Source organism: Amycolatopsis sp. H20-H5 (assembly GCF_035828755.1).
Lineage (GTDB): Bacteria > Actinomycetota > Actinomycetes > Mycobacteriales > Pseudonocardiaceae > Amycolatopsis.
Window position 1 is genome coordinate 1 of the sequence record NZ_JAYMZS010000075.1, and the last position, 14,042, is coordinate 14,042.

The window sequence follows — 14,042 nt, forward strand, 5'->3', positions numbered from 1 at the left end:
CCTTCTTTGACCACGTACTTGGCGTAAGCACCTAAGAACGTAGCGGGAAGGAGCCCTTCCTCATGATCAGGGCCGGAAAACCCGCAGGTCACAGACCAGTCCACCTCACTCCAGCCGAACTACACCCTTCTTCGACAAGGCGTACCGGCGGGCTTACGAGCGGCTGCTCGTGGTGGTGTCGTTTTTCTACAAGAGCTACAACCGGCAGTCCCAGTTCTTCGAGGCCGACAAACTGACCCGGCGGGAACGGCACATGCTCAATCTGTACGAATCGTTCCTGCACATCGTGACCGGTGTCGAAGACCTCGATGACACCAAAGATGGCAGCGGGGCTCTGGATAAGGTCGCTGCCCGTCTCAAGGAGCAGGGTGGCATCGACACCGAAGGTGGGATCGCCGCCGGGCACAACGAGGCGATGAACTCGATGCCCACCTCGCCGGAGAAGTCAGTGGCCGGCCTTTACCTGGAGCTGGAGCCGAAGCTAAAGCTGCGCCGACTGGCTGCCAGGGTTGTCGAAACCGAATGACTGCCACACAGAGTGTCACGCTGCTGCTTGTCCTCGCCGTGGTACTGATGGTGGCCAAGGCGTTCGGATCGCTGTTCGCCTGGTGGGGCCAGCCCGCGGTGTTCGGCGAGATCCTGGCCGGCATCCTGCTGGGTCCGACCTTGCTGCCGGCGGCACTGGAACGGGCGTTGTATCCCAGTGACATTCACCTGGTCCTCAGTGCCCTCGGTAATCTGGGGGTCGCGCTATTCATGTTCCTGATCGGCCAGGAGTTTCGACGGCACCCCCCGCGGAAGCAGGCAGGTGCCGTGCTGGCCACCACCGTCGGCTCCGTCGCAGTGCCGTTTGGCCTTGGGGTGCTGCTCGCGGTGACCGTGGTGCGCCGGCCGGAGGGCGCGCCGCTGAACGGCCACGCGCTGCTTCTGGGCACTGCGATGTCGGTCACCGCGTTTCCGGTCCTGGCCAGGATTATCAGGGACCGCGATCTCCTGGGCACTCGGATGGCAGGCATCGCATTGGCCAGCGCCGCGATCGGCGATCTGCTCGCCTGGTCGATGCTCGCGGTGTCGATCATGCTGGCGTCCGGCCGGGCACAGTGGCGGCTGCTGTTGGTGATTCCTTTGCTGGTTTTGGTTTTCGGCGTCGGAAGACCGCTGCTGGCGGTCTGGGCGCGGTGGCGTGCCGAGCGCGGACGGACCTGGGAACCGTTTGTGGTGGCACTGGTTGGGCTGCTCGCTTGTGGCGCAGCAACCGAGTGGCTTGGCCTGCATTTCATCTTCGGCGCATTCACGTTCGGCCTGATCATGCCGGCCGGCCCCGGTGGACTGCGCGAGCCTGCCGCCCGCCAGATGGGGCAGATGACCGAATACCTGTTGCTGCCGGTCTACTTCGTGGTCGTCGGCGCTCGGGTGGACTTGTCGCACCTGGGTTGGTCCGGGCTCGCCGAGTTCGGGGCGATCATGCTGGTCGCGGTGGGCGGGAAGGTGCTCGGCGTGATGGCGGGCGCGAGGTTGGGCGGGGTCGACTGGCGGCGGTCCGCGGTACTGGCCACGCTGGCCAACACGCGGGGACTCACCGAGCTGATTGTGCTCTCCGCCGGCCTGCAGTTCGGCCTACTGGATGCGAACCTGTATTCGCTCCTGGTGCTGATGGCACTGATCACCACGTTGATGACGGGGCCGGTGCTCCGCGTGCTGTACCCCCCTTGGCTAGTCGCCATGGACCGGGAGCAGATCGAAGATCCGGTCTCGGACAACCCGGCGGTCACCGCCGGATCGGCAACCAACAGCATCAGAAAATAGATGACTTCGAAGGGGTGGTGCCAGACATGGTGAGCGAGCTGATCAACGCCGACAATCGTTTCCTGGAGATCCTGAACCGGTTGACGAACAAGTCGATCGACGATTACTACAACCCGTATAAGCTGTTCGAATGGCCGGATAGATTGCCGGAGGAAATGTGGTGGATGAGTCCCGAGCTGACCACCACGTACGGAACCCTGCTCGCCGGAAAATTTAGCGAAAAGGAGCTTTACGCGCTCTCCAAATTCGAGAGCATCAACTTTTACAGCCTGAACGTGCACGGCATCCGCGAGCTGCTGATCGAGGTGACCCGGCGAATCCACACCAAGGGTTTCGAAACGCCGTCAGAGTTCTTTCACCATTTCATCGGTGAGGAGAACGAGCACATGTGGTTTTTCGCCGAGTTCTGTCTGCGCTACGGGCGCAAGATCTACCGGCAGCCAGCCGGGGCTAGCGCGGCAATTCCACGGTCGGCGGTGGAGAGCCTACTAGTCTTCTGCCGCATCCTGATCTTCGAAGAATTGGTCGACCACTTCAACTCCCGGATGGCCGCGGACGATCGGCTGGACGACACCATCCGGGCCATCAACCGGATCCACCACCAGGACGAGTCCCGGCACATCGCGTTCGGTCGCGAACTGGTGACCATGCTGTTCGCCAAGGTCAAGAGCACAGCCACCGAGCTGGAGCTGGCCGAGATCGCCGACTATCTGCGGCGGTACCTGACTTACAGCTTTGAATCGCTGTACAACCCGCAAGTCTACCAGGACGCCGGCCTCGCCGACCCGCTGGCCGTGCGCCAGGAGCTGCTGGCCTCGCCCGCGCGGGCGGAGCTCGAGCAGAACGTCTTCCGCAAAACCTCGAAATTCCTCAAGAAGATCGGGGTCATGTGATGACCGCGAACTCCGCACCGGCCAAGCATATCGACGCGCCGGCCATTCTCGACCCGGACCAGACCGACCTGCTGCGTGCGCTGGACGAGGTTTTCGCAGGTTGGGGCAGGGCCGAGGGTGCGCGGGAGATCCTACCGCCGCCCGTGTATCGAGTCTCGGACCTGGAAAAATTCGACGTCTACATCAATTTCCCACACCTCGCACTGGTCGCGGCTCCGCTGGAATTGGCGGGCGGGCCAGCCGAACCGGCGGGCGGCCGGTTCACCCCGGCCGACCTCCGGGCGGCACAGCTCGGCTTGCCGCACGCCACCTGCTTCGGCGCCTACCTGTTCTACGAAGGCACTGAGCTCGGCCAGGACACCCTGATCACCCTGGTGAACCGGTGTTTCCGCAACGAGGAGCGCTATCTCCCGCTACGTCGGTTGGTCAGCTTCCAGATGCGGGAGATCGTGGCGCTGGGCAGCTACCAGCACACCCAGCAGACATTGACCATGTTCACCGAGCGGATCACCGCGTTCGGTGCGGCGGTGGGACTGGACCTGAACCTGGTGGCCGCGACTGACCCGTTCTTCGAGAACGACGGGGCGCGGGCGGCATTGTCCCGGCTCAGCCCTGTCAAACACGAATTCCAGGTCGGTGGCCTCGCTGTTGCGTCGGTCAACACACACCGCAACTTCTTCGGCGAACGCTGCCGGATCCGGCTTGCCGGCGAATCCGGCTACGCCTACACCAGCTGCGTGGCGTTCGGGCTGGAACGGTGGCTGGCTGTGCTGCTGGACGTGCACGGCAGCGCGCCGCAGGCGCTATTGGCCGTGCACGACGCCGCCGCCGCCCGAGGTGCGTGAGGGGTGGACAGCCGAGTCGGCATCGACCTGGTCCCGTTCAACCGCGTGCATCAGCTGGTGCGTGATGAGCTCATGCTGGCGCGGATGCTGTCCGCAGCGGAAATCCGGCTGTCTCAAGGAAGTGAAGGTCCTGACATCGCGGGGATCGCCGGGCGGCTGGCCGCGAAGGAGGCGGTGTTCAAGCTGTTCCACGCACCCGAGCAGACCCTGCCCTGGCGGAGCATCGAGATCCTGACCGCCGAGGGCGGCTGGCCGGTGGTGCGGCTGGCCGGCCGTGCCGCCGAACTGGCCCGGCGCGCCGGCATCGACGACATAGCGGTGAGCATTACCCACGACCACCCCTGTGCCGTGGCGGTGGCGTTCACAGCTCGCAATCCCGAGAACAGGAGTGGAAATGGCAGCGACAGGCATTGACGAGGTCCGCACCTGGATCCTGAGCCGACATCCGGAACGGCAGACCATCGACGCCGAGGAGAACCTGATCGAGACCCGTCTGGTCGACTCGCTGACCTTTGTGGAGCTGGTCTACGTGATCGAGAACGCCACTGACGTGGAGATCGACTTCGACGATATCAACATCCAGGACTTCCAAACCTTGGCCGCGATCGAGAAAGCATTCTTCGTCGCGGTCTGACATGCAACAGGAGGGGAGACACCTATGGAAGCCGTCTCGTATACGGCCCAGTGGACGGCCGCGGCGCGGGCGTTGGAGACTGAACGTGGCGACCAGGCGATCTTCGAAGATCACCACGCCCGCGCGCTGGCCGCACCTCGCGGATTCGAGCTGCTGGAGAAGAACCGGGGTAGCGGACTGGCCCCGTTCATCGCGATCCGTACGCGGTACCTGGACGAGAGCATCAGGCAGATCCTCGCGGACGACGACATCCGGCAGATCGTGTTCGTCGCCGCAGGCATGGACACCCGGCCGTTCCGGCTGGACTGGCCGGACGACGCGACGGTGTATGAAGTTGATTTCCCAGCGTTGCTGACGGAGAAGCGCCGCCGGCTGAACGGGTTGCGCGCAGAGCCGCGTGTGACCCGCCGTGAGGTGGCCGTCGACTTGCGTCAGGTGTGGCTGCCTGATCTCGAACGGGCCGGATTCGACCGCAGCCGTCCCACTTTGTGGATCGTCGAGGGCCTCATGTTCTTCCTCACTCCTGAGCAGGCGACCAATCTGTTGCGCACCCTCGGCTCGGCTTCGGCGCGGGGCAGCTGGCTGGGTGTGGACTTCGTCAGCCAGGCCCTGCTGCGCAGCCCGTTCTCCCGTGCCTTCCGCCGCGCTCTGGAACAGGACGGCACACCGTGGCTGTTCGGCACTGACGAGCCCGAGGAGTACCTGGCCTCGGTCGGCTGGAAGGCACGCGACGTCAAGGAACCCGGCGAGCCGAGCACTGCGCACGACAACTGGCCATACGAGGTGCAGCGGCGGGATCTCAAAGGGCCCTCGCGCAGCTGGCTGGTGTGTGCCGAGTTCGTGGGCGGCTGAAAGTGGCGACCTGCCCGGCTCGAGCCTGTTCCTGTCGGCGGACGAAGTCCTGATCGGAGGATGGGAACAGCATGGCGAATGCCAGTACGCAATGGTGGGCGTCGGCGGGCGGCTATGTGGCCGAACTGCTGTCCGTCCTCGCGCGGGAACCGGAGAAGCCAGTCCTGCACTACCGCGGTTCTTGGACCACCGGGGGCGAACACCTGAGGTCGGTGACCGGGATCTACCGTGTGCTGTCCCACTCCGGAGTGGGACACGGCACGATCGTCGGAGTACTGACCGCTTCGAACAGCCCGGAAATACTCGGAGTGCGGCATGCGACGCATCTGCTTGGGGCCGCGGTCGGGCACCTGCGGTCGACCAATCCGGGGTCGAGCACGGCGATGTTGCCGATCGATGATCAGATGGACATTCTCCGGACCGTCGGGGCAGGGGTGTTGTACGCCGATCGGGACGCTGCCGACCGGGCGGCCGAACTCGCGCGGCTGGCCGGTATTTCCCTGATCGGCCCCGGCGTGCGGGGACCGTGTGAGGTCACGCCTGGTGACGATCCAGGTCCCGCAGAACCAGCGCTGTGGTCACCAGAGGACCTGGCGGCCATCGCATTCACCAGCGGTAGCACCGGGCGGCCCAAGGGGATCCGGAAGTCGCGGCGGTCCTGGGACAGCGTGGTATACGGCACCGTCGACCACGGGCCGGAGGCTGAGCAGGTCACGGCGCTGGTAGGCACCCCTCTGAGCCAGACGGTCGGGCAGCTGGCCGATGCTGCGTTGATCGACGGTGGCCGGTTGGTGCTGCTGGAGGAGTTCGCACCGGACACCTGGATTCGCGCGGTGAACGAGCACTCGGTGACCCGTACCTTCATGGCCACGAGTCACCTGTACCGGGTGCTTGATCACCTGGCAGAACGGGGGCTGCACGATCCGGTGGCCGCTGGGTTGACCAGCCTGCGCCGCCTTGACTACGCAGGAAGCCCAGCGGCGTCGGCGAGGCTCATTGAGGCCGTGAAAATGTTCGGCCCCAGCCTGTTCCAGCAGTACGGCACCTCCGAGAGCGCCCGGATTAGCTTCCTCGCGCCGGAGGACCACAAGGAACCAGAGCTGCTGGAGACGGTGGGGCGTCCGTTTCCCGGTGTCGAAATCGGCATCAGCGACCTCGAGACTGGCGCCTCGCTCGGCGCCGGGAAGGTCGGCGAGGTGCGCGTCCGGTCGCCGCACGTCATGGACGGCTACCTCGACGAGGCGTTGACCGCACAGGTGTTCCGCGACGGTTGGTATCACACCGGTGATATCGGCTACCGCGACGAGCGTGGCTACCTGCACCTGCTTGACCGGGTCGCCGACATGGTCAAGATCGACGGCGTCAAGGTGTACCCCACTGTGATCGAGCGCGAGACGTTGATGATTCCGGGAATCGCACAGGCGGTCGTGTACGGCTGCCTTGGCGATGACGGTCTCGAACACCTCTACGCGGCGATCGCTCTGCGAGCGGGCGCTTTGGTGAGTTCCGACGTGGTGCGCGCACACCTCAGCACCACCCTCTCGCCGGCGCACGCCCCCGAACAAGTACTTGTTCTTGACGAGATCCCGTTGAACGCTGCTGGGAAGCCCGACAAACCACGCCTGCGAATGGAGCACGCGTCACACGTCTAACAGTAAACAGAAACCCGGACCCATCAACGATTTGGACAACTCATGGCAACACATCTGGACTACTTCACGACCAAAATCTCCGCAGACCAAAGAAGTACTCGAGAGTTTCTCGAGATCGGCAGGCGGGCCGGACACTTCCCAAGCGCCACGGCGCGTGTCTCCGGCGGGAACACCGAGGTAAGCGTGTGGTGCAGCAACGACTACCTCGGTATGGGCCAGCACCCGCTCGTGCTTGCCGCGGCGCACGATGCGGTGGCCAAGTTCGGTGCCGGGTCGGGCGGGTCGCGCAATATCGGCGGCACGAACCACCGTCACGTCGAATTGGAGCGGGAGCTCGCCGACTGGCACCGCAAAGATGCAGCGCTGCTGTTCACATCCGGCTACACCGCAAATGATGGTGCTCTGACAGTGATCGCCGGAACCCCAGACACTACCGTCGTGTTCTCGGATGAGCTGAACCACGCTTCGATCATCGACGGACTGCGGCACAGTGGCGCGAGCAAGAGGATATTCCGACACAACGACGTCGAGCATCTGGCGCAGCTGCTCGCCGGGGCCGACCCGGAACTGCCGAAGCTGATCGTCGTGGAGTCGATCTACTCGATGTCAGGCGACGTTGCCCCGCTCGCCGAGATCGCCGACCTGGCGGAGCGTTTCGGTGCGACCACGTTCCTCGACGAGGTGCACGCGATCGGTATGTACGGACCGGAGGGCGCCGGTGTTGCTGCACGTGAGGGCATCGTCGAGCGGTTCGACATCATCATGGGCACGCTCGCCAAAGGGCTCGGGACGGCGGGGGGCTACATTGCCGGCCCAACCGATCTCATCGACTACGTCAGGACCGCCTCTCGCGCATTTGTCTTCACGACGTCCCTGCCGCCAGCCAATGCAGCGGGTGCGCTCGCCGCGGTCCGGCACCTGCGTGAGTCCGAGGTGGAGCGGGAGCGGCTCGCCGTGAACGCCCGACTGCTGCACCGGTTGCTCGATGACGCCGACATCCCCTTCAAGTCCGCCGATTCGCACATCGTGTCGGCGATCGTCGGCGACGACGCATTGTGCAAGCAGGCGTCCGCGCTGCTGCTCGATCGGCATCAGATCTATGTGCAAGCCATCAACGCTCCCAGCGTGCGCGAAGGCGACGAGGTGCTGCGGATTGCGCCGTCGGCTACCCACACCACGGCAGACGTGGAGAAGTTCGCCGAGGCGCTCGCCGGGATCTGGCGCGCTCTGGGTATCCCGACCGCCTCCGTACGGAGCGGATCATCGTCGACCGCGAAGGAATTGGTGTGACTCGACCACTGGCCGCTGTGCTCGCCGATACAGCGGCGCGGCGGCCGGACGAGCCGGCGCTGATCTTCGAATCGACCTCGGTCACCTACCATGTGCTGTGGGAGCGAGCCCGCAGCTGTGCAGCCGAGATGCGTCGTCATGGGATCGGGCCAGGTGACCGGGTCGCGTTGCTGCTGGCCAATACTCCGCAGTTCCCCGTCGCCTATTACGGCTCGCTCGCACTCGGGACCACCGTGGTGCCGATGAACGCGCAGCTGCGGATCGATGAAATCGAATTTGTGCTCGCAGACAGTGGCGCACGCGCGCTGATCTGCACCGAAACGACGATGGACGAGGGCGCGATCGCGGCGGCTGCCGCCGACGTCACGCTGTTCACGATCGGGGTCGAACATGGCAACGGGGTACGGCTAGACCCGCCCGAGCAAGCATCCCCCATCGCTGGATACTTCCCCAGCGCAGCCGACGACATCGCGGCGATCCTGTACACCTCGGGCACTACTGGCCGACCTAAAGGGGCCATGCTCACGCACCGCAACATCGTCACCAACGTCGAGGTGACGGCGGTGTCTCCCTTCGCCGTTCAGCCTGATGACGTACTGCTCTGCAGCCTTCCGCTGTCCCACACCTTCGGTCAGACTTGCGTCATGGGAGTGGCTTTCCATGCCGGCGCGACCGTGGTGCTCATACCTCGGTTCTCCGCGACCATTGCACTCGCGCAGATGATCCACTACGGATGCACCGTGTTCATGGGCGTGCCGACGATGTATCTGGCTCTACTGGAGGCGGTTTCGAACGGCGCACCCGCGCCTCACCTGCGCCGGGCGTATAGCGGCGGTTCGGCACTGCCAGTCCCGGTGCTGGAGGCGGTCGCGGAGACATTCGGCTGCGAGGTGTACGAAGGATACGGCCTGACAGAGACCTCCCCGTGTGTCGCCTATAACCACCCGGGATCAATCACGCGACCGGGCACCGTCGGGACACCGATCGCCGGCGTCGAGGTCGGCATCACCCACGCCGACGTCGAAGACCGCATCGAGCTGCTGCCCGTGGGCGACGTGGGCGAAGTCGTGATCCGCGGGCACAACGTGATGTCCGGATATCTCGGCCGATCGGAGGAGACGGCCGCTGTCCTCGTCGACGGCTGGTTCCGCTCGGGTGATCTAGGCGTCCTCGGGGCGGACGGTTCTCTGCGGCTAGTCGATCGGAAGAAGGACGTCGTCCTGCGCGGCGGCTATAATATCTACCCCCGCGAGATCGAGGAAACGCTAGTGCGGCATCCTGCCGTCGAGCAGGTCGCCGTGATCGGAATCCCGGACAGTCGGCAGGGCGAGGAGATCTGCGCGATCATCGTGGCCCGGCCGGAGTTCACAACGGACGTGGCGTTGGCCGCCGACATCGTGGCTTGGAGCCGAGATCGCCTGGCGCGCTACAAGTATCCACGCCGGGTCAAATTCGCCGACGCTCTGCCCACTGGGCCCAGCGGCAAGGTGCTGAAACGCCTCCTGGTGCGGCTCTATTCATGACATGGGCGGGCTCGGCGGGGCAGCGGCGCTGATCACAGCCATTTTCTGGGGGCTTGCGTGCAGATAGTGGAAAGTACACCGGCGGAGCCGAACCTGCCCAGTACCGGGCGAGTCGACCTACGCGAGCTCAGATTCGGTCGGTCGCCCCGCTTTCGCGAGGAAGATGCCGAACACACCAGGGCGCTTGCTGAACTCGCTGAGGAGCTGCTACCTCCAATCGTCGTTCATCGGCTATCCATGACCGTCATCGACGGCCTCCACCGAAGCCAGGCGGCGCATCTGCGCGGCGAACGGACGATCAGGGCCCGGTTCTTCGACGGAACCCCGGAGGCTGCTTTCCTCCTGTCGGTCGAGGCAAACAGGTGCCACGGGCTGCCGCTGTCGCTTTCCGAGCGCAAGGCAGCGGCAGCCACGCTGATCACGATGTTCCCGGACCGCTCGGATCGATCCATTGCGGGTTCCGCGGGTCTCTCCGACAAGACGGTAGCTAAGCTCCGTCGCGGAGGAAGTGCGGAAAATCCGCAGTCGAACGCGCGCATCGGCGCGGACAAAAGTCGGCGGCCGGCCGCCTGCGCAGACCGGCGCAGGCTCGCGGCCCGACTTATTGCGCTCCAGCCTCGGATGCCCTTGCGTCAGATAGCCGGCGAGGTAGGCATTTCTCCGGCGACGGTACTGGATGTCCGCAGGCGGCTGGCCAGAGGGGAAGACCCGGTGCGGGTCGGTTCGGACCGCGCCAACGGCCTAAAGGAAATGGCGTATCGCACACCGGATCCGACGCACGATCCTCAGATCGTCCTGTGGAACCTCCGGAAAGACCCGGCCTTGAAATCTTCCGAGGCGGGCCGTGACCTGCTGCGCTGGTTGCATTCCCATGTGCCCAGTCGGGAGCGATGTGACGCCTTGATCAGCAATTCTCCGCCGCATTGCCGTGATCTCCTTGCAGACCTCGCGGAAGCGTACGCCGAACGGTGGTGGGAGCTGTCCAGAAGGCTTCGTAACGGATGGTCGATTCCTGGTCAAACACGAGAAGACAGGAAGTGAATCGTGACCCCGCCGCTCAACAGGCTCGAACCGCTGAACGAGAATTGGCAAACCGGTCTAGCGATCGTCGCGCACCCGGACGACCTGGAATACGGCGCAGCCGCCGCGATTGCCCGCTGGACCATGCAGGGCAAGCAAGTATCCTATTGCTTGCTGACCAGTGGCGAGGCGGGCATCGACGGAGTACCTCCGGATGAAGCAAAGGTGATTCGGGAAGCCGAACAGCGCGCGTCCGCCGCGATCGTCGGTGTTGACGCCGTGGAATTCCTCGGGTTTCCGGACGGCATCCTTGAGTATGGGCTGCCGTTGCGGCGTGCCGTTGCCCGGGCGATCCGGGGTCGGCGTCCCGAAATTGTGATCACCAACAACCTTCGTGACACCTGGGATGCCGAAGAACTGGGCAGAGGATTCACCCCGCTCAACCACGCCGACCACATCGTCAGCGGGCGGGCGATTCTTGACGGTATCCGGGATGCGGCGAACCGGTGGGTCTTCACCGACCTGCTCGACGAGGGTTTGCCGCCGTGGAGTGGCGTCCGGCAAGTCTGGGTCGCGCATTCCCCGCTGGCCGCCTACGGCGTCGACGTCACGGAATCCTTCGCGCGTGGCGTGGCCTCGTTGGAAGCTCACGAGGCATATATCAAGGGCCTCGGTCGGGCTGACTTCGACGCGGGTGAGTTCCTCGAGTCCCTCGGTCGGCGTGCAGGGACACACTTCGGCTGCAAGATCGCAACTTCTTTCGAAGTCATCAGGTTCACCTCCGATGACTGACGAGTTGCCGGCAGAGTTCGCCGTGGCGGTGGGGGGTGCCGCCACGGCGAACTCTTCTATGTCCCCGCATCGGCAAGGCAATCAGCGCTTTGCGGGGAAGAACACATCTTCGGCAGGAAGGCAACCCGCCGCCACCAATGCCGTGGAAAGCTCGCCGCCGATCTCGGCCAGTTGCTGCGCGCCGGCGTCTCCGAGTACTCGCCACGGCCCGGCGGCCAGCCGGTCGGTGTCCTCCTCTAGCCCGGCACGCAGTGCGGTACCCTGCTCGGTTAGCGCACCGTCGGCGTCAAGTACGCCGCGCACGCGGAGCTCCTCGGCCGCGTTGTTCCACTGCTCTCCCGACCAGCCGCGGTGCGACTGCGCGAACGATGGCAGAAATCCGCTCCCGGTCGCGGCGTGACTGACCATTGACTGCAACCCGCCGAGTTCGGCGTTGATCAGGGCAGCGATGTGCCCGTCACCGCGATGCTCACGCAGGATGGCCAATCCTTGCCACAGCACTAAATGCGGGCTATCCGGCCAATCCAGCTCCTGGTGAGACGCAGCCAGCGGACGCCCTTCGGTGGCCGCGCTCATTGCGGCGCGGCGCGCAAGTCCAGCGGCCTCTGCGACCTGGGGCGAACCAAGCACTTCGGAACCCAGCAACCTTTTCAGTGCCCGATCCGCCGCCATGAGGCGAGCCTCGAGCAGCTTCTCCGGGCTTGCCAGCGTCCACGCCTTCGGAATGTTCTCCCGAACTCGTTCCGGATTAAAGTTGTAGAACGCCGCATGGATCACTGAGGCGGGCACCGCGCCCATCGCCGCCGCCCTGCCCCCGAAATAGCACATAACGCCGGGTTCTAGCCCCGCCGCCATCAGTTCCTCGTCGTATTCCGGCGAAAAATACACCATGGCAGCGTATATCTGGAGTCGGCGCATCGCCTGGCCTATCAGCCTGTAATTCATGGGCGGAATTTCCACCTTTCATTGCTTCGAATCTTCACGTGAGATAACTTTCCGGCTCGAAAGTGGTGATATCACGGGCAATTCTTATTGGATAGCGTGCGAAAATAATGCGGGACGCAGGGCAATTTTAAGTGCTGGCTCGATGGTGAACAAATGTCGCAGATATACGATCAGGCGTGGAAGGCTGTGGGCGGTCGCCGACGTCGGGCCTCGCCCAGCGGTGCGAGCAGGCGTTCTGGCCGTGGACGAGTACCGGTCGCCTGCGGGCCGCATGAGATGGGCAAAACCGCGCTAATGCGTACGGCGGATGGCTGTCCTGCAGCTGCGCTCGTGCTCCTGTGTGGTATCACCGCGTGAAGTCAGCCGAGCATGCCGCTGACGACTAGTATTCAGCGCCTCGGTTGGGACCTTCCGGGTAAAGGGCCCGATCGGGAGGCCGCCCTGGCCTTCTGGCGCTCGCTGAGTGCTCGGCTCGAGGTGGACTGCTGCCAGGGCGAACTGCCTTGGCTGCGTACTGCCGAGCTCGCCCGACGTCGCGCCGCGAGCACGCAGCTCCGGTCGGCGTGGGCGCCCGTCATGCCACCGGATCGTTCGGCCCGGTAATGCCGATCACGAGGCGGCGGGCGCGCGGATCGTCCGCGACGTGCTTGGCCACTTCGTCCAGGTCGTCGCGGGCGTGGATGAACCGCCCATGCAACATGTCATACCGCCCAGACACCAGGGTGGCCACCTTCTCCGCGGATACCGTGATAGCCAAGAATGCTTTGTCCGGCAGTTCGTGGTAGTCCGGTCGTTGCTCGGTCATCAGGGTGCGCACCATTCCGGGATTGATGTCGAGGACGATGACGCCGCGGCCGGCGGTCTCGTGCGCGAGGGCGGTGGTGAAACGGGCCAGCGCCGCCTTAGACACGCCATACGCGCTGTAGGTCGCTACCGAATCGTCTCGGACTGCCACCCGGGTGTTGATGTTGACCACGTACCCGTAGCCCCGGTCAAGCATTGACGGGACCAGGCGGCGCGAAAAAAGCATGGGCCCGCGCATATTAGTCGTCACGACATCCCACCAGTCGTCCGGATCGGACTCGGTGAAGCAGCCGAACTGTCCAGAGTAACCCGCGTTGTTGATCAGTATGTCAATGTGTCCAAAGTATTTCTCCACTGCATCACAACAACGATTAACGTCCTTCGCGTTCGCGACGTCTCCGGTTACTGTTAAAGCCTCACCGCCAATCCGTTTGATGTGTTCTGCCGTAGACAAGTTATCGGCCGACAACTTGTCTACGAGGCCGAGTTGGTAACCGTGTTCCGCTAAGGTAATTGCGATCTGGCGGCCAATTCCACGCCCAGCTCCGGTTATCAATACAACTTTGTTCGCGCCTGCGTTGGTTGGTTCAGACAATGCGGTTTCCTTAATGGAGGAAAGTTGGTTGTTGCTACTGTAACGACATTTTTGAAGCCTGTCGATCTGTTCAATCACCTCGTCGGGACTCCTGAGGACTCAGGTAGGTGCCTTGGGTCTGATGCAAACCTTCGGCTACCGCAGGGCACCGAGTCGACGTTTACAGCGGAAGCGGTACGCGCTGTGCCCGAAAACGGCACGGAGTAGTGGGTGGCTGGAGTCAAACTGAACTGGTCAGACGCTTGGGCTGCCACTGCACGTGAACTCCGCGCGGCAGGAACGGGAAGTCCGCCCAGAGATCTTCACCGCGGCGCTGACCCGGCTCGGGCGCTGAGGCACAGCGCTTGCTCGGGTTGCCGGAGCGACCTGGCCGTGCCGCGGGAACGGCATG

Annotated in this window: 14 protein-coding genes; 12 read left to right on the top strand and 2 right to left on the bottom strand. The window is 64.2% G+C overall.

Features of this window, described 5'->3' with window-relative positions; genetic code table 11:
• Positions 1-175 precede the first annotated feature (175 nt).
• From QMK34_RS31570 to QMK34_RS31625, 12 genes are all read left to right on the top strand, one after another.
• A complete protein-coding gene (locus QMK34_RS31570; protein ID WP_326418278.1) occupies positions 176-526 on the top strand; it encodes a hypothetical protein in 351 nt (116 codons plus the stop codon).
• Positions 523-1,806 carry a cation:proton antiporter gene (locus QMK34_RS31575; RefSeq protein ID WP_326418280.1) on the top strand — a complete coding sequence of 428 codons (1,284 nt, stop codon included), beginning with the start codon at positions 523-525 and terminating at the stop codon, positions 1,804-1,806. The genes QMK34_RS31570 and QMK34_RS31575 overlap by 4 nt, the downstream gene beginning before the upstream one ends.
• A 26-nt stretch (positions 1,807-1,832) precedes the next feature.
• A complete protein-coding gene (locus QMK34_RS31580; RefSeq protein WP_326418282.1) occupies positions 1,833-2,699 on the top strand; it encodes a diiron oxygenase in 867 nt (288 codons plus the stop codon).
• Positions 2,699-3,544 (top strand): hypothetical protein, encoded by an 846-nt coding sequence (locus tag QMK34_RS31585; protein ID WP_326418284.1) that lies wholly within the window; start codon positions 2,699-2,701, stop codon positions 3,542-3,544. The genes QMK34_RS31580 and QMK34_RS31585 overlap by 1 nt, the downstream gene beginning before the upstream one ends.
• A 3-nt stretch (positions 3,545-3,547) precedes the next feature.
• Complete coding sequence (locus QMK34_RS31590) at positions 3,548-3,958, top strand: holo-ACP synthase (protein WP_326418286.1); 411 nt, start codon at positions 3,548-3,550, stop codon at positions 3,956-3,958.
• A complete protein-coding gene (locus QMK34_RS31595) occupies positions 3,939-4,178 on the top strand; it encodes a phosphopantetheine-binding protein (protein WP_326418288.1) in 240 nt (79 codons plus the stop codon). Before QMK34_RS31590 ends, QMK34_RS31595 begins: the two co-directional genes overlap by 20 nt.
• A 24-nt stretch (positions 4,179-4,202) precedes the next feature.
• A complete protein-coding gene (locus QMK34_RS31600) occupies positions 4,203-5,030 on the top strand; it encodes a class I SAM-dependent methyltransferase (protein ID WP_326418290.1) in 828 nt (275 codons plus the stop codon).
• Between the two features lie 71 nt (positions 5,031-5,101).
• On the top strand, positions 5,102-6,682 hold the full coding sequence (locus QMK34_RS31605) for a class I adenylate-forming enzyme family protein (protein ID WP_326418292.1): 1,581 nt from the start codon (positions 5,102-5,104) through the stop codon (positions 6,680-6,682).
• A gap of 42 nt (positions 6,683-6,724) precedes the next feature.
• The gene (gene hemA, locus QMK34_RS31610) at positions 6,725-7,972 is read left to right on the top strand and encodes a 5-aminolevulinate synthase (RefSeq protein WP_326418294.1); all 1,248 of its coding nucleotides are present in this window, start codon (positions 6,725-6,727) and stop codon (positions 7,970-7,972) included.
• Positions 7,969-9,495, top strand: coding sequence for a long-chain-fatty-acid--CoA ligase (locus QMK34_RS31615; protein ID WP_326418295.1), 1,527 nt, complete (start codon positions 7,969-7,971; stop codon positions 9,493-9,495). The genes hemA and QMK34_RS31615 overlap by 4 nt, the downstream gene beginning before the upstream one ends.
• A 237-nt stretch (positions 9,496-9,732) precedes the next feature.
• Complete coding sequence (locus QMK34_RS31620) at positions 9,733-10,536, top strand: hypothetical protein (protein WP_442785254.1); 804 nt, start codon at positions 9,733-9,735, stop codon at positions 10,534-10,536.
• A gap of 3 nt (positions 10,537-10,539) precedes the next feature.
• A complete protein-coding gene (locus tag QMK34_RS31625; RefSeq protein WP_326418296.1) occupies positions 10,540-11,307 on the top strand; it encodes a PIG-L deacetylase family protein in 768 nt (255 codons plus the stop codon).
• 81 nt (positions 11,308-11,388) lie between these two features.
• Here QMK34_RS31625 and QMK34_RS31630 read toward each other — a convergent pair whose 3' ends face one another.
• Together QMK34_RS31630 and QMK34_RS31635 are read right to left on the bottom strand one after the other, a co-directional pair.
• The gene (locus QMK34_RS31630; protein ID WP_326418297.1) at positions 11,389-12,252 is read right to left on the bottom strand and encodes an SCO6745 family protein; all 864 of its coding nucleotides are present in this window, start codon (positions 12,250-12,252) and stop codon (positions 11,389-11,391) included.
• Positions 12,253-12,826: 574 nt separating this feature from the next.
• Positions 12,827-13,729, bottom strand: a complete 903-nt coding sequence (locus tag QMK34_RS31635) for an SDR family NAD(P)-dependent oxidoreductase (protein WP_326418298.1) — start codon at positions 13,727-13,729, stop codon at positions 12,827-12,829.
• Between the last annotated feature and the right edge of the window lie 313 nt (positions 13,730-14,042).